General features: G+C 71.4%; 11 protein-coding genes and 3 pseudogenes. 8 read left to right on the top strand and 6 right to left on the bottom strand.

Features of this window, described 5'->3' with window-relative positions; translation table 11 throughout:
• Positions 1 to 18: 18 nt before the first annotated feature.
• From IE305_RS05110 to IE305_RS05130, 5 genes are all read left to right on the top strand, one after another.
• A complete protein-coding gene (locus IE305_RS05110; protein WP_190128124.1) occupies positions 19 to 1734 on the top strand; it encodes a sensor histidine kinase in 1716 nt (571 codons plus the stop codon).
• 43 nt (positions 1735 to 1777) lie between these two features.
• Entirely contained in the window at positions 1778 to 2431 is a 654-nt protein-coding gene (locus IE305_RS05115) for a response regulator (RefSeq protein WP_190128125.1), read from the top strand.
• 151 nt (positions 2432 to 2582) lie between these two features.
• Entirely contained in the window at positions 2583 to 4034 is a 1452-nt protein-coding gene (gene uriT / locus IE305_RS05120; protein ID WP_190128126.1) for a uridine transporter UriT, read from the top strand.
• Positions 4035 to 4287: 253 nt separating this feature from the next.
• On the top strand, positions 4288 to 6897 hold the full coding sequence (locus tag IE305_RS05125) for a sensor histidine kinase (protein ID WP_190128127.1): 2610 nt from the start codon (positions 4288 to 4290) through the stop codon (positions 6895 to 6897).
• 48 nt (positions 6898 to 6945) lie between these two features.
• The gene (locus tag IE305_RS05130; protein WP_229890544.1) at positions 6946 to 7470 is read left to right on the top strand and encodes a hypothetical protein; all 525 of its coding nucleotides are present in this window, start codon (positions 6946 to 6948) and stop codon (positions 7468 to 7470) included.
• Positions 7471 to 7499: 29 nt separating this feature from the next.
• Here the strand turns inward: IE305_RS05130 and IE305_RS05135 are convergent, their stop codons facing one another.
• The gene (locus tag IE305_RS05135; RefSeq protein WP_190128128.1) at positions 7500 to 8006 is read right to left on the bottom strand and encodes a DUF6328 family protein; all 507 of its coding nucleotides are present in this window, start codon (positions 8004 to 8006) and stop codon (positions 7500 to 7502) included.
• A 5-nt stretch (positions 8007 to 8011) separates the two neighbouring features.
• Positions 8012 to 9472 carry an NADP-dependent phosphogluconate dehydrogenase gene (gnd, locus tag IE305_RS05140; RefSeq protein ID WP_190128129.1) on the bottom strand — a complete coding sequence of 487 codons (1461 nt, stop codon included), beginning with the start codon at positions 9470 to 9472 and terminating at the stop codon, positions 8012 to 8014.
• Between the two features lie 578 nt (positions 9473 to 10050).
• Between gnd and IE305_RS32810 the strand changes: the two are divergent.
• Positions 10051 to 10158, top strand: a pseudogene (locus IE305_RS32810) (transporter); the annotation flags it as partial.
• 196 nt (positions 10159 to 10354) lie between these two features.
• Here the strand turns inward: IE305_RS32810 and IE305_RS05145 are convergent.
• The 3 genes and pseudogenes from IE305_RS05145 to IE305_RS05155 form a co-directional block, all read right to left on the bottom strand.
• A pseudogene (locus tag IE305_RS05145) lies at positions 10355 to 10767 on the bottom strand (TIGR03618 family F420-dependent PPOX class oxidoreductase).
• Between the two features lie 191 nt (positions 10768 to 10958).
• Positions 10959 to 12077 carry a fatty acid desaturase family protein gene (locus IE305_RS05150; protein WP_190128130.1) on the bottom strand — a complete coding sequence of 373 codons (1119 nt, stop codon included), beginning with the start codon at positions 12075 to 12077 and terminating at the stop codon, positions 10959 to 10961.
• Between the two features lie 7 nt (positions 12078 to 12084).
• Positions 12085 to 13140: a ferredoxin reductase gene (locus IE305_RS05155; RefSeq protein ID WP_190128131.1), complete on the bottom strand. Its 1056-nt coding sequence runs from the start codon at positions 13138 to 13140 to the stop codon at positions 12085 to 12087.
• A gap of 87 nt (positions 13141 to 13227) precedes the next feature.
• Between IE305_RS05155 and IE305_RS05160 the strand changes: the two genes are divergently transcribed.
• Positions 13228 to 14367, top strand: coding sequence for a PucR family transcriptional regulator (locus tag IE305_RS05160; RefSeq protein WP_190128132.1), 1140 nt, complete (start codon positions 13228 to 13230; stop codon positions 14365 to 14367).
• Positions 14368 to 14382: 15 nt separating this feature from the next.
• On the opposite strand, the gene IE305_RS05165 is transcribed toward IE305_RS05160, so the two are convergent.
• Positions 14383 to 14715 carry a hypothetical protein gene (locus IE305_RS05165; RefSeq protein WP_506005197.1) on the bottom strand — a complete coding sequence of 111 codons (333 nt, stop codon included), beginning with the start codon at positions 14713 to 14715 and terminating at the stop codon, positions 14383 to 14385.
• A gap of 70 nt (positions 14716 to 14785) precedes the next feature.
• On the opposite strand from IE305_RS05165, the pseudogene IE305_RS32815 reads away from it, so the two are divergent.
• Positions 14786 to 14866 (top strand): annotated as a pseudogene (locus IE305_RS32815) (universal stress protein); the annotation flags it as partial.
• Between the last annotated feature and the right edge of the window lie 301 nt (positions 14867 to 15167).

The following is a 15167-nucleotide window of genomic DNA, read 5'->3' on the forward strand; positions in this document are numbered from 1 at the left end:
CCTGCCTAGGGTGCGTCCGTGAAGGTGACATCGACGGCCCGTGAGATCTGGCAGCGCGCGACCGCCCCGGCGGACTGGTCGCGGCGCCGCGTGGTGGGCGAGAGCGTGCTCGCCGCGCTGCTGGGGCTGCTCGGCGGCTGGGCGGAGACCGGCCACGGCTGGCCGCGGATGCTGCTGGTCGGCCTGGCCGTGGCGGTGCTGACGCCGGCGCGGCGGGCCTTTCCCGCGTCGGTCCTGATCGCGGCGGGCGCGCTGACGGGGAGTACGGAGGGCGGCGCGTTCCTGCTGCTGTCGCTGGCCGGCTGGTCCGCCGGCGCCCGGATCGAGGGGGTGCTGCGGGCCCTGGCCGCGTACAGCGCGTCCTTCCTGTGCTTCCTGGGGCTGGGCCTGGGGCTGCTGAGCTGGCCGGAGCCGCTGCTCCTCACCGCCATCCTCTCCACCTTCACCTTCCTCGCGTTCGTCGTCGTCCCCGGCCTGGCCAACCGGTACTGGAAGCAGCGGCGGACGCTGCTGCAGACCCTGCAGCAGCGCAACGCGCAGCTGTTGCGCGAGCGGCAGATGATCGCGGGCCAGGCGCGGCTGCGCGAGCGGCAGCGCATCGCCCAGGACATGCACGACAGCCTCGGCCACCAGCTGGCCCTGATCGCGGTGCAGACCGGCGCGCTGGAGGTCGACCGCGAGCTGACGGGCCGTCAGCGAGAGGCGGTGGGCGTGCTCCGGCAGGCGTCGGTGGCGGCCATGCAGGAGTTGCGCGAGGTGGTGGGCATCCTCCGCGACGGCACGGCCGAGGAGGAGCCGCCCGTCTCCCGCGTGGTGGCCGGCATCGACGCCCTGGTCGAGAGCGCCGTCGCGGCGGGGATGCGGGTGCGGCTGGAGCGGTCGGGCGAGGCGCGGCCGCTGGCCCCGGCCGCCGACCACACCGCGTACCGCGTCGTCCAGGAGGGGCTGACCAACGCCGCCAAGCACGCCCCGGGTGCCGCTCTCGACGTCCGGCTGCAGTACGAGCCCGATTCGCTGGTGGTGGAGGTCGTCAATGGGCCGCCCCCCGTGCGGGGCCTCCTCCGGGCGGAGTCCGTCAGCGGCGGCCAGGGGCTGACGGGGCTGAGGGAGCGGGCACGCCTGGTGGGCGGCATGATCTTCTCCGGTCCGGCCGAGGACGGCGGCTTCCGGCTCGCCGGCCTGCTGCCGTACGGGTCGCCCGCCGAGCGCGAGGGGCGCGGCGAGGGGCCGCGGGGCGGACGGACGACGTTCGTCGAGGGCGAGGACGACTTTCGGGGACAGACCGGCGGGGGGACTCCGGGCGAGGGTGGGGCCGTCATCGACCGGCTCGACCCCCGCGAGGAGTTCAAGGACATCATGAGCCCGAAGAAGAGCCGTGGCTGCCTCGTCGGGTGCGGCGTCGCCCTGGCCGTGCTGCTGGCCCTGGTGCTGGCCGTTGTCGTCGGGCTGGGCGCGCTGATGAAAGAGGCCGAGAAGGGCACGGTGGACCCGGAGGTCTACCAGTCGGCCACGGTCGGCGAACCCGAGCACGACGTCCGGCACCGGCTGCCGCCGGGCAGTATGTTGATCACCGCCGACGTGAAGAAGAAGCTGCCCGCGAACCCGCCGGGGGCGCAGTGCACGGTTCTGCTGTCCTCGGAGATATCCGGGGACCTGAGCACCGACCTGGTGTACCGGTTCTGTTTCCGTGACGGGAAACTGATCGAGAAGCGCGAGTTCCGCGTCGCGTCATGAACCCGCGGCCGGCCGGCCCGCACCGACAACAGGAGACGACCAGGTGATCCGCGTCCTCATCGCCGACGACGAGCCCCTCATCAGGGCCGGCATCAGGATGATCCTCACCTCCGCCGACGACATCGAGGTCGTGGCCGAGGCGGCGAACGGACGCGAGGCCGTCGAGCTGGCCCGCCGGCACCGGGTCGACGTGGCCCTGCTGGACATCCGCATGCCCGTGCTGGACGGCCTGTCCGCCCTGGCCGAGCTGGGGCGGGCCGCCCCCGGGGTGCGCGTGCTCATCCTCACCACCTTCGGCGAGCGGGAGAACGTCCTGCGCGCGCTGCGCGAGGGCGGTGCCGGGTTCCTGCTGAAGGACTCGGCGCCCGGTGAGCTGATCGGCGCGGTCCGGGCTGCCGCCGGCGGCGACGCCTACCTCTCGCCCGCGGCCACCCGGCACGTGGCGGACTCGCTGGCGGACGGTGCCGCCGCCGGCCGGGACACCGAGGCGCGACGGCGGGTCGCCGCCCTCGGCGAGCGGGAGCGCGAGGTGCTGGCCCTGCTCGGCCAGGGGCTGTCGAACGCCGACGCCGGGCGGCGGCTGCACATGAGCGAGGCCACGATCAAGACGTACGTCAGCCGCATCCTCGCCAAGCTGGGCTGCGAGAACCGGGTGCAGGCGGCCCTGCTCGCCAGGGACGCGGGACTGGAGGTCTAGCGGGGGTCCTGGCAGGGGCGGGCCGGGCCCCAGGCCGTGATCAGGGCCGCAGTATGGGCGTTTTGTGCGATATGACCCAGGCCATACGAGGCTTACCGCCCGAGACGGTACCTTTGCTTGGCTCGTCCCATCGAATACAAGACGTCGAGGCATGAACGTTTCTCTCACCGATCGCCCCAGTACCGACCGCTCCACCGGGGCCCCGGCCGGCCGTACCGTCCGGGTGGGCGTGCTCGTCGCCGCCCTCCTCGCGGCCTGCATCGCCTTCCAGCTCAACGCGAGCATGCTCAGCCCCGCGCTGAAGAACATCGAGGACAGCCTCGGCGCCACCTCCGCGGAGATCGGGCTCACGCAGACCGCGTTCTTCACCTCGGCCGCCCTGTTCTCCCTGTTCCTGCCGCGCCTGGGAGACGTGATCGGGCGCCGCAAGGTGCTCGTGGGCATGCTGGCCCTCATGGTGGCCGGCTGTGTCGTCGCCGCGCTGGCGACGAGCGTGCCGATGCTGTTCGTCGGCCGGATCATCCAGGGCGCCTCGGGCCCGACCGTCCCGCTGTGCCTGATCATGCTGCGCGTCGAGGTCCGTGAGCCCAAGCGGTACGGCACGCTGCTGGGCGTGATCACCGCCGTCAACGGCGGTATCGCCGGTGTCGACTCGCTCGCCGGCGGCTTCCTCGCCGACAAGCACGGCTTCCAGTCCGTCTTCTGGGCGATGGCCGGCGTGGCCGCCCTCGCCACCGTCCTCGTCGCCGTCCTCGCCCCCGAGACCAAGGTGCCCGCCGCCGACCGGATGGACTGGCCCGGCGTCGCCCTCCTCGTCGTCTCCGTCGGTTCGCTGCTCGTCGCCCTCAACGAGGCCGGCAAGCTGGCCGCCGCCAATTGGGGCCTCGTCGCCGGCCTGACCGTCGTCGCCGCGGCCGCCTTCGCCCTGTTCTGGCGCACCGAGGACCGCTCCGGCCACCCGCTGGTCGCCACCCGGCACCTGAAGCAGCGCTCCACGTGGGCGACCCTGCTCACCACCGTGCTCACCATGACCGGTGTGTTCGCCGTCATGAACGGCCTCATCCCGGCGCTCGCCCAGGACGGCAAGGCCGGCTTCGGCATGACCGCCGAGCAGTCCGCCTGGTGGACCCTCACCCCGTACGCGCTCGCCGGCCTTGCCATGGGCCCGGTCGCCGGCCGCCTCGCCGCCACCTACGGCTACGGCCGTGTGCTGCGGCTCGGCCTCGTCGGCGCCGTCGGCTCGGTCGTCCTCATGATCGTCACCATCCCGGCGCACTCCCGCCCGGTCCTGCTGGCCGCCTCCGTCCTGGTGGGCATCACCTATGCCGGCGTGGCGAACATCGTCCTCAACGGGCTCGGCGTCGTGCTGTCCCCGAGCGAGAACCCGGGCTTCCTGCCCGGCCTGAACGCCGGCGCGTTCAACCTGGGCGCCGGCCTCAGCTTCGCGCTGCTCTACGCGGTGAAGACGGCCGTCCTGCCCGGCGACTCCGCCGACACCGGCGGCTACGTCGCCGGCATGATCGCCGGCGTGGTGATCCTGGCCGCCGCCATCGGCACGTCCTTCCTCATCCCCAAGCCGGTGGCCGCGGAAGCCCGCGACTGAGCGACCGCCACCCGGCGGGGACCACGCGAAGAGGCGGGCCCGGGCGCATGACGCCCGGGCCCGCCTCTCTCTTTTCCTGCGCGACACCACCGACTCCCGCCACCCCCGGCCACCGCCGTGACGTGGGGAAGTCAGGAAAGCGTCAATGTCGCGGCACGGCCGGTTCCGCTCCGCCGGTACCGGCCGACGATGAGCCGTGAAGACGCGCGCACGCCATGCGGACACGCATGCGGAGAGGAACCGAGGAGCAGCCATGGACCCCACCGGCGATCCGCCCGGCGACGCGGGACGGCGGCGTCCCGGAAGGCTCAAGGTCTACCTCGGTGCGGCGCCCGGCGTCGGGAAGACGTACCGGATGCTCGACGAGGGCTGGCGCCGCTCCCTGCGCGGCACCGACGTCGTCGTGGCCTTCGCCGAGTGCCACGGCCGGCCCCACACCGAGGAGATGCTCGAAGGGCTGGAGGTGGTGCCCCGGCTCCGGCCGACGCACCGCGGCACCGTCGCCGAGGAGCTCGACCTCGCCGCCGTCCTCGCCCGCCGCCCGCAGGTCGCCCTCGTCGACGAGCTCGCCCACACCAACGCGCCCGGCGCCGTGCACGCCCGGCGCCGGCAGGACGTCGACGCGCTCCTCGCCGCCGGCATCGATGTGATCACCACCCTCAACGTCACGCACCTGGAGTCGCTCACCGACGTCGTCGAGAAGATCACCGGGGTGCCGCAGCGCGAGACCGTGCCCGACGAGGTGGTGCGCCGCGCCCACCAGATCGAACTCGTCGACATGGCACCCGAGGGGCTGCGCCGCCGCATGGCGCACGGCAACATCTACCCGCCCGAGCGCGTCGACGCCGCCCTCGCCCGCTACTTCCGCGTCGGCAACCTCACCGCGCTGCGCGAACTGGCCCTGCTGTGGGTGGCCGAGCGCGTCGACGAGACCCTGAAGCGCTACCGCGCCGAGCACGGCATCGGCGGCGTGTGGGAGACCCGCGAGCGCGTGGTCGCCGGCATCACCGGCGGCCCCGAGGGGGAGACGCTCATCCGCCGCGCCGCCCGTATCGCCGCCCGCTCCTCCGGCGGGCTGCTCGCCGTGCACGTCACCGGCGGCGACGGACTGTCCGGGGCCTCACCCGCGGCCCTGGCCCGGCAACGCCGGCTCGTCGAGAGCCTGGGCGGCAGCTACCACACCGTCGTCGGCGACCACGTCCCCACGGCGCTGCTGGAGTTCGCCCGCGCCGAGAACGCCACGCAGCTCGTCGTGGGCGTCAGCCGCCGCAGCCGCTGGCGCCGGCTGCTGGAGACCCGGGGCGTGGGGGAGACGGTGGTGGAGATGTCGGGCGACATCGACGTCCACCTCGTCACGCACGAACGCGCCGGACGGGGCCGTGGCCGGCCCGCACCCGCCGCCGGCCCGTCCCGGGCCCGCCGCGTGGGCGGTCCCGTCGCCGGGCTGCTGCTGCCCGCGCTGCTCACCGTGCTGCTCCGGCACGGCCCGGTGGCCGACGCCCTCGCCCTCAACCTCACCAGCGAGGCGCTGCTGTTCCTCGTGACGGTCGTCGGTGTGGCCTGCTTCGGCGGCGTCGCCTCCGCGCTGCTGGCCGCCGTGGCGGCGTCACTGCTGCTCAACTACTACTTCATTCCGCCTGTGGGCCGCTTCACCATCGCCGAGGCCAACAACGCCCTGGCGCTGGTGGCGTTCGCCGTCGTCGCCGGTACCGTGGCGGCCGTCGTGGACCGCTCGCTGCGCATGGGCCGGCGGGCCGCGGCGGCCACCGCAGTCGCCGAGACGCTGTCCTCGCTCGCCGGCGGCATCCTGCGCGGCGACCAGTCCGTACCCGTGCTGCTCGACCGTACGCGGGAGACGTTCGGCATGGACTCCGCGGAGCTGCGCCCGCGCGATGGACGCGATGGAGAGGGCGGGGAGGCCGGGGACGGGCGTGCCGAGACGCGGGTGCCCGTCGGCGACGACAGCGTGCTCGTCCTGCGCGGCCGCGCCCTGCCCGCCGCCGACCGGCGCGTCCTCACCGCCTTCGCCGCGCACCTCACCGCCGCCGTGGAGCGCGCGCGGCTCGCCGAGGCCGCCGCCGAGGTCGAGCCGGTCAAGGCCGCCGACCGCATGCGCACCGCCCTCCTCGCGGCCGTCAGCCACGACCTGCGCACCCCGCTGGCCGGCAGCTGGGCAGCCATCAGCTCGCTGCGCAGCCGGGAGGTGAACTTCTCGGAGGAGGACAAGGAGGAGCTGCTCGCCACCGCGGAGGAGTCGCTGGCCAAGCTCAACCGGCTCGTGGACAACCTCCTCGACATGAGCCGCATCCAGGCCGGCGCCCTGACACTGCGGCTCCAGCCCACTGCGCTCGCCGAGGTGGTGCCGCCGGCCCTGGACAGCCTCGTCGAGGCACCCGGCCGCCGGGTCGTCACCCAGGGGCTGCGCGACGTGCCCGACGTGCTGGCCGACCCGCCACTGCTGGAACGCGTCGTCGCCAACCTCGTGGCCAACGCCGTGCGCCACTCGCCGGCCGGCCGCCCCGTCGTCCTGGCCGCCAGCGGCCTCGCCGGCCGCGTGGAGCTACGGGTGACCGACCGCGGCCCCGGCATCCGGCCGGCCGACCGGGAACGGGCCTTCGCGCCGTTCCAGCGGCTCGGCGACACCGACAACACCACCGGCCTCGGGCTGGGCCTGGCCCTCTCCCGCGGCCTGACCGAGGCGATGGGCGGCACCCTGACACCGGAGGACACCCCCGGAGGGGGCCTGACCATGGTGGTGTCCCTGCCGGCCGCCCCCACCCCGGGCCCTCTGCCAGGCGTTCCCGGGCAGGGCGGGGCAGAGCAGGACACGGAAGGAACTTTTCCGGTAACTCGCCCGCTCTAGCAGGTAAGCCATGAGAACCGGCAAGAGGCCCGCAAGAGGGGGGAACCCATGCCCGCACTGCGCACCATGGGACGATCCGGGGCGGCGCTCGCCGCCCTGGCCGTCCTCACCGTCCCCGCCGTCGCCTTCGCAGCGGTGTCCGGCACCGGCCCGGCGCCTGCACCCTCCAGTGCCGTCAGCCCGTCGCCGGCGGCCCAGGCCGCCCGCGAGGGCAGCCCGTCCTCGGCCGTGGACCGGGTCGCCGCCTTCTACGGCGCCTACGTCGACGCCCTCACCGGCAAGCCCGACACCACCCTCGCCAAGGCCCTGCGCTCCCACTTCCTCACCCCCGAGTTCCGGGCCCGGCTGGAGAAGTGGGAACGCGACCAGGGCGTGGACGGCGTCTTCCGCGCCCAGAACACGCCGCGCGCCTGGCGCGTCGAGTACGACAACAGCGGCGCCGGGCACACCTGGACGCTCGTCCGGCTCACCTGGGGCGACGACAGCAAGCCCACGTACACGTACCTGGCCGTGCAGTCGGACCTGAGCACGCGACTCATATCCGACATCAAGGAGGAGAACACCAAGCAGTGAGCCGGAGCCGGTTCACGTCCGGCTCCGGCTCACTCCCTCCGCTCGTACCGGTGGCGCGCCCAGACCGGCAGCCCGAACCAGCACAGCGCCAGCCACAGCACCACCCCCGCGACGATCCACGGCACCACCGAGTCGGGCAGGGCGATGCGCAGGATGAGCAGCAGCGAGGAGGCCACCGTCGCCAGCAGCATCACGATGCCCACCAGCGTCAGCCGGGACGCCCAGGTCACCGTCTGCGGCTTGATGCGGTGGCCCGTCACCAGCCGGTGGAAGGAGACCGGCCCCACCAGGGCCCCCGTCGTCGCCGCGCCCAGCACCACCGTCACCACGTAGATCGTCCGGTCCGTCGCACTGATCTGCGAGAACTTGGGGGTGAACGCGACCGTCAGCAGGAAGCCGAAGAGGATCTGCACACCCGTCTGGGCGACGCGCACCTCCTGGAGCAGCTCGGCCCAGCGCCGGTCGGCACGTTCCTCGGGCGACTCGTCCCGGCCGGTCCGGTGCGACGCCGGCGTATCCCTTCCGTCCGCGGACATCGGCGTCAGTCCACGCTCTGCTCGCTGCGGTCGCCGCTCCAGAGCGTGTGGAAGGAACCGGGGCGGTCGGTGCGCCGGTAGGTGTGCGCACCGAAGAAGTCGCGCTGGGCCTGCGTCAGCGCGGCGGGCAGCCGCTCGGCGCGCAGCGCGTCGTAGTACGCCAGCGCGGCCGAGAAGCCCGGCGTGGGCACACCGTGCCGCACGGCGGTCGCCACGACGGTGCGCCACGCCTCCTGGGCCCGGCCCACCTCGTCGGCGAAGCCCTGGTCGGCGAGGAGCGTGGGCAGCGCGGGGTCGGCGGCGAAGGCGGCGCGGATCCGGTCGAGGAAGGCCGCCCGGATGATGCACCCGCCGCGCCAGATCGCCGCCATGGCACCGAGGTTGATGTCCCAGCCATACTCCTCGCTCGCCCGGGAGATCATGTTCCAGCCCTGGGCGTACGACACGACCTTGGAGGCGTAGAGGGCTTGCTCCACCTGGTCGGCGAACACCCGGGCCTCGTCACCCGTCAGGGCCTCGGCGGTGGGCCCGGACAGCCCGCGCGCGGCGGCCCGCAGCCCGGTGTGCCCGGACAACGACCGCGCGAACACCGCCTCGCCGATCCCGGACACCGGCACCCCGAGGTCGAGCGCGGTCTGCACGGTCCACCGCCCGGTGCCCTTCTGCTCGGCCTCGTCGGCGACCACGTCCACGAACGGCCGCCCGGTGGCGGCGTCGGTGTGGGCGAGCACCTCGGCGGTGATCTCGATGAGGTACGAGTCCAGCCGCCCCTGGTTCCACTCCCGGAACGTCCCGGCGATCCGCCCGGGCTCGTACCCGGCGACGGAACGCAGCAGGTCGTACGCCTCGGCGATGAGCTGCATGTCGGCGTACTCGATGCCGTTGTGCACCATCTTGACGAAGTGCCCGGCACCGTCGGGCCCGACGTGGGTGCAGCAGGGGGAGCCGTCCTCGGCCTTGGCGGCGATGCTTTCGAGGAGCGGTCCGAGGGACTTGTAGGACTCCTCCGACCCGCCGGGCATGATGGAGGGCCCGTTGAGGGCACCTTCTTCGCCACCGGAGATCCCCGCGCCCACAAAATGAATCCCGCGCTCGCGGAGGGCGGCCTCCCGCCGCCGAGTGTCGTTGAAATGGGCGTTGCCGCCGTCGATGAGAACGTCCCCGGGCTCCAGCAGGGCGGTGAACTCGTCGATGACGGCGTCGGTGGCCTCGCCGGCCTTGACCATGATGACGATGCGCCGCGGCTTCTGGAGGGAGGCGACGAAGTCCTCGGCGGTCTCGGCGGGGACGAAGTCGCCTTCGTGCCCGTGTTGGTCAACGAGTGCCTTGGTCTTGGCATAGGTGCGGTTGTGCAGGGCGACGGTGTGGCCGTGCCGCGCGAAGTTGCGGGCCAGGTTGCTGCCCATGACGGCGAGCCCGGTGACACCGATCTGGGCGGTCGCCTGGGTGGCGGGGGTGCTGGACATACGGTGGTCCACTCCTGTCACACACTGGTCGAAGACTTGTGCGAGGCGTCAACGCCGACGGGCACGAGGATCTTCCCCACGCATATCCGGACATCGCCCGGCCATGCTCGCACGACGCGCCGAAGCAGACCGGGCGCACGCGGGGTGCTTTCGAGTGATGCCGGTAGAGCGGTGACCGAACTGCAGGCATTCGGTGCCGGCCGCCTCTTCTCCGGCGCAGCATCGGCAAGGGTGGTCCGTCCGGGGCACACATGGCGACATATCTTCGCCGACGTGGCGGCCCGCTTTGCCTCGGGCATCCCTCAAGTCGGGGTCCTTTGCCTGAAGTACGGTGACCGCCTCCCTTTACGGCTGTCACAATGCGCAACCGAGTAAGGGGGGCGAGCATGCCGATCGCGCGCTCGAGCTGGTCCCGCGCAGCCCGGACCGGCCCGGTCAGTCGCCGTTGATTTCCGGTGCGGGGCTGCCCAGCGAGCGCTGAGGCCATGCGTCATCGGATACTCCGCGGCGCACGGCAGGTGACCCTTGTGCGCACCGCGAGGAGCCACCGGTGCCCTGGTCGGTGAGGGGCCTGCAGTACGGGACTCGGCCACCACGGAACCGGCGACCTGGAGGTGCAGCTACGCACGGACCGGGACCTGGAGCGTGCCCAGGATCTGTTCCGGCTCAGCTGCACGGCGGCGTAGGAGCCCCTGCTGTTCCGTCTTCAGCCCGGCGACGCGGGAGTGGCGCCTATGAAGTTGCGGCTCGGTCCCGCTGCAGCCTCTATACGTGTCCGGCAAGAGAATGGCGGTGGGTCTCCCGTGGTGTAGCGAATCCCCGGTTTCGTTAACCGGGGATTCGCTGCTATAGGTTCTGCACTCGTGCAGGATGCCGTCCACATCACCAGCCGGATGGTTTGGCGGTGCCCATCGCGCGGGTGACGGTGATCTCGATGACGACCCGTTGCGGATTGATGCGAGGGTCTTGTAGCGCTGGGTGTAGCGCCGCTCTGCGTCGGCCACGGACTCGGGGTCGTCCTTGATCACAGCGGTGCCTTCGAGGGTGCACCAGCGGCGGCCTTCGGCCTGGCTGACAGCGACCATGACGCTGGGGCCGGCGGCGCGCACATTGCGGACTTTCTTGCTGCCGCCGTCGCTGATGACTCGGGCGATCCTGGTCTCGGGGTCGTAGGTCACGCCAACGGGGACGAGGTGGGGCGTGCCGTCGGGGCGAGGTGTCGACAAGAAGCAGGTTCGACGCTCCCGCCAGAAGGCGTCGTCGGGTGCGGAAGGCGGTGGTACTTCAGCCGTCATGGGCAGGGCGGTGAACTGGGCCTCGATGCGGTTCAGCCAGGAACTGTTGGCCGGCGTGCTTCGACATTGTTTTCCGCGTCCCATTCTCCGACTCCGGGGCCCCTCTTCGGCTCACTGCCGGCCGGGGTGTGGCCGGAGACTCCACGGTCCGACCCAACTGGGAGCCGAAGGACCCGGACCAATACCGGGAATCAGGCCGCGACGAGCTCCTGCTCACGGTCCGGCGTCTTGACCTTGGGCTTCTTGTTCGGCAGCGAGAGCCGGAAGACCTTGTGCCAGGCGGAGAACACCTGCTTGGGCAGCGGCCCGGTGACGTACTCCAGCTCGTACTTTTCGAAAAGCGCGCGCACCTTCACCGCGACCTCGGCGTACCGGTTGCTCGGCAGGTCCGGGAACAGGTGGTGCTCGATCTGGTGCGACAGGTTACCGGTCATGAAGTGCATGGCCCTGCTGCCGCTGATGTTCGCCGAGCCCATCATCTGGCGCAGGTACCACTGGCCGCGCGTCTCGTCCTTGATCGACCGGCGCTCGAAGACCTGTACACCTTCGGGGAAGTGCCCGCACATGATCACCGAGTGGGACCAGATGTTGCGGACCAGGTTCGCGGTGAACGTGGCGGCGAGCGTGGTGAGGAACGACGGGCCCGACAGCAGCGGGTGGATCACATAGTCCTTGAGCACCTGCTTGCGGATCTTGCGGCCCACGGCCTTGGCCCGCGCGCGGAACTCCGGGTCCTTGCGGCGGCGCTTGTGCAGGTTCTTGCCGAGCTCCAGGTCGTACGCCGCGATGCCGTACTCGAAGAAGCAGGCGTTGATGAAGTTCCACAGCGGCTGACCGAGGTGAAACGGGTGCCACTTCTGGTCCTCGTCGACCCGCATGATGCCGTAGCCGAGGTCGTTGTCCTTGCCGATCACATTGGTGTACGTGTGGTGCAGCTGGTTGTGCGAGTGCTTCCACTGATCGGACGGCGAGACGTGATCCCACTCCCAGGTGGTGGAGTGGATCTTCGGGTCCCGCATCCAGTCCCACTGGCCGTGCAGAACGTTGTGGCCGATTTCCATATTGTCCATGATCTTCGCCACGGACAGACCGGCGGTGCCGAGCAGCCACGCCGGCGGGAAGAACGAGAACAGCAGCACGCCCCTGCTGACCAGCTCGAGCTTGCGCTGCGCCGAGATGACCTTGCGGATGTAGGCGGCGTCTTTCTCGCCGCGGCTGGCGAGCACCTCGTCGCGGATCGCGTCCAGCTCGCGGCCAAGCTCCTCGATCTGCTCCGCGGTCAGGTGGGCGGTGGGGTCGATGGCGGTCAAGGTGCTCCTACCGTTCGATGTCGCAGGGGCCCGCCGCGGCGGACACGCAGGTCTGGATGAGGACGCCCGGCTCGGCCTCGGTGATATCGCCGGTGCGCAGGTCGCGGACGGCGCCCGCCTTGAGCGGTGTGACGCAGCCGAAGCAGATGCCCATGCGGCACCCGGAGGGCATGAGCACACCGGCCTCCTCGCCGATGTCCAGCAACGGCGTGGCGCCGTCCGCGTCGACGGTCTTGCCGGTGGCGCTGAACGTGACCTCGCCGCCGTCGCCTGCGACGACGATGCCGGGGCGGAAGCGTTCGGTGTGAAGGCGCTCTTGGACGCCGTGCTCGGTCCAGTGCTCTTCGGCGGCGTCGAGGAGGCCCGCCGGCCCGCAAGCCCAGGTCTCGCGCTCGGCCCAGTCGGGCACGAGTTCGTCAAGACGGGCGATGTCGAGCATGCCGTCTGTGTCGGTGTGCACCTCGGTGAGGCGCAGCTTCTTGTCCGCGACCAGGTCGTGCAGTTCGTTGCGGAAGATCACGTCTTGCGGCTGTGGCGCACAGTGGATCATGACAACATCGTCGAACTCCGTGTCGCGCAGCATGCCCATCACGGGCGTGATGCCGCTGCCGGCCGTCAGATAGAGCACCTTGGCGGGCCTGGCCTGCGGCAGCACGAAGTCACCGGTCGCCTGGTCGAGCTGGATCAGCGTGCCCGGTGTCGCCCTGCGGACCAGGTGGTTGCTGACCTTGCCGTCCGGGATCGCCTTTACGGTGATCGTGACGCGGCCGTCCTGGCGGTTTGCTGGCGAGGTGATGGAGTAGGCACGCCACAGGCGCCTCCCGTCGACATCGACCCCGATCCGCACATACTGACCGGCTGTGTGGCCGCGCCAGCCCCGTCCCGGCCTGATCACGATGGTCGCGGCGTCACCCGTCTCGGGATGCACGGCCTCGATGCGTCCACGCAGGTCAGCGCCCGCCCGCAGCGGGCTGACCAGGTCGAGGTAGTCCGACGGCAGCAGCGGCGTCGTGACCATCTCCAGCAGTTTCCACGCCCTGCTACGGAGGGCTGCACTCGTCATGACCCCAGCTTGCTGCGCCTCAAGGCGTAAAGTCCTGACCGCAGGATATAAATCTGGTCGGCTGAATTGTTCGCAGGGAACAAAAACGTGAGCCATGCAATCCGGAGGGCCAGCGAACTGGCCCTGGACGAGACAACGGTCACCGTACTTCGGGCCGCGCTGAAGACCACCGCCGACGAGATCGTCCAGGCGATCATCGACGAGGTCCCTCCCTACGCCAACGCCCTCTCGGGCCGCATGGGCGGCACCATCCGCCGAGCCGTCCGCACCGCCCTGGGGCACTACCTGGACCTCGCGAGCGGGAAAGCCACAGGCGGCGACGCCGGTGACGCAGCCTACGAGCTGGGCCGCGGCGAGGTGCGCGACGGCCGTTCGATGGACGCCCTGCTCAGCGCCTACCGCGTCGGCGCCCGCGTGGCCTGGCGATGCCTGGCAGCGGGTGCCGTACCCGCAGGTCTGCCCGCCGCCGAAGTCGCCAAGTTCGCCGAGCTGACCTTCGCCTACATCGACGAGCTCTCCGCCGCCAGCGCCGCGGGCCACGCCGACGAGCTGGCCGCCCGGGGCCGGGCCCACGAGCGCCACCTGGAACACCTGGCCCGCGACATCCTCGCCGACGCGAGCCCGGACGTGCTGCTGGCCTCTGTCCAACGGGCCGGGTGGCAGCCTCCGGTTTCGCTGACCGCGGTCCTGCTGCCCGCCGCCCAGGCCCGGCCTGCCTACCGCGCGCTCGACCCGAGCACCCTTGTCCTGGACGATCTGCCGGACGCCACCGGTGTGCTGCTCGTCCCCGATGCCGACCGATCACTTCTCCTGCGGCAGCTGACCGGCCGCACGGCCGTGGTCGGCCCGGCCCGGCCCTGGACCCGTGCGTCCGCCTCGTACGCACGAGCCGTACGTGCGCGCTCCCTCTCTTCCGATATTCGCGACACCGAGGACCACCTGCCCGAGCTGGTGCTGAGCGCCGACATGGACGCGTTGGCAGACCTGCGTGCCCGAGCCCTCGCACCATTGCGGACCTTGCCTGCCGCGACCGCACAGCGGCTGGAGGAGACGTTGCGGGCGTGGCTGCTGCACCAGGGCAGGCGGGAGGAGGTGGCGGCGGAGTTGTTCGTCCATCCCCAGACAGTCCGGTACCGGATGTCGCAGCTGCGGGAGTTGTTTCCGGGTCTCGCCTCGCCACACGGGGTCCTTGAGCTGACGCTGGCGGTGGGTCTTCGGGTCAGCTGACGCGTACCGCCCTTCTCAGTCCTGCCGGTGGCCACGCAGGACGAAAAGGGAGCGGTCCTCGACCTCCACCTCGCTGCCGCACTTGATCAGCGGCCGGAACTCGGTGTGCAGGATGGCCGTGTCCACTTCCACCGCCCACCAGGGGTCGAGTCCCTCGGGAACGGTGAAGGTGAGGGCCTGACTGTGGGCGTTGAACAACAGGAGGAACGAGTCGTCCGTCACCGGCAGCCCCCGCAGGCCCGGCTCCGTGATGACCCTGCCATTGAGGTGGACCATCAGCGACCTGGCGAAGACGGTCTCCCAGTCGGTGTCGGTCATCTCCCGCCCAGCGGGGGTGAACCAGACGATGTCCTTGTCCTCGGTACGGGTGTCGTCCGAGGTGCGCCCCTTGAAGAACCGCCGTCGGCGGAAGACCGGTGAGTGCCGTCGGCTGCTCTCCGAGACCGTGGCCGGCCGCACTGCGGCCTACCCGGAGGTGCAGCTGCACCACGAGGTCGTCACCAATGCCCTGTCATCGCCGTTCCGCACCCGCACAAGCCCGGCGCGTGAGCCGCGCTGCCGACGATGGGAACGGGCATGGCCGGTTCGTTCGACTTCGATGGTCGACCGGCGGGTTCGTTATGGGCCAGCCGGCGGCTGCGCCTCCTCGTGGACCGTCTGAACCTGGCGACGGTGCCGCCGCACCGAGCGGTCGGCTGCCCAGCGCAGTCGCACCGTGTCCTCGTGCTCGGCCTCCTCCAGCCCTAGGTCGTTTCTTTCGGATCAGCGTGCTGACCAGAGGAAGATGCCTGCGAGGTGGA

The organism is Streptomyces mashuensis, assembly GCF_014654785.1.
Lineage (GTDB): Bacteria > Actinomycetota > Actinomycetes > Streptomycetales > Streptomycetaceae > Streptomyces > Streptomyces mashuensis.

Excerpts from the sequence above, each read along its gene's own strand:
- IE305_RS05130 (WP_229890544.1), top strand. The coding sequence starts at position 6,946 with ATGCCCGCACTGCGCACCATGGGACGATCCGGGGCGGCGCTCGCCGCC.
- IE305_RS05155 (WP_190128131.1), bottom strand. The coding sequence starts at position 13,140 with ATGACGAGTGCAGCCCTCCGTAGCAGGGCGTGGAAACTGCTGGAGATG.
- IE305_RS05125 (WP_190128127.1), top strand. The coding sequence starts at position 4,288 with ATGGACCCCACCGGCGATCCGCCCGGCGACGCGGGACGGCGGCGTCCC.
- IE305_RS05135 (WP_190128128.1), bottom strand. The coding sequence starts at position 8,006 with ATGTCCGCGGACGGAAGGGATACGCCGGCGTCGCACCGGACCGGCCGG.
- uriT (WP_190128126.1), top strand. The coding sequence starts at position 2,583 with ATGAACGTTTCTCTCACCGATCGCCCCAGTACCGACCGCTCCACCGGG.
- gnd (WP_190128129.1), bottom strand. The coding sequence starts at position 9,472 with ATGTCCAGCACCCCCGCCACCCAGGCGACCGCCCAGATCGGTGTCACC.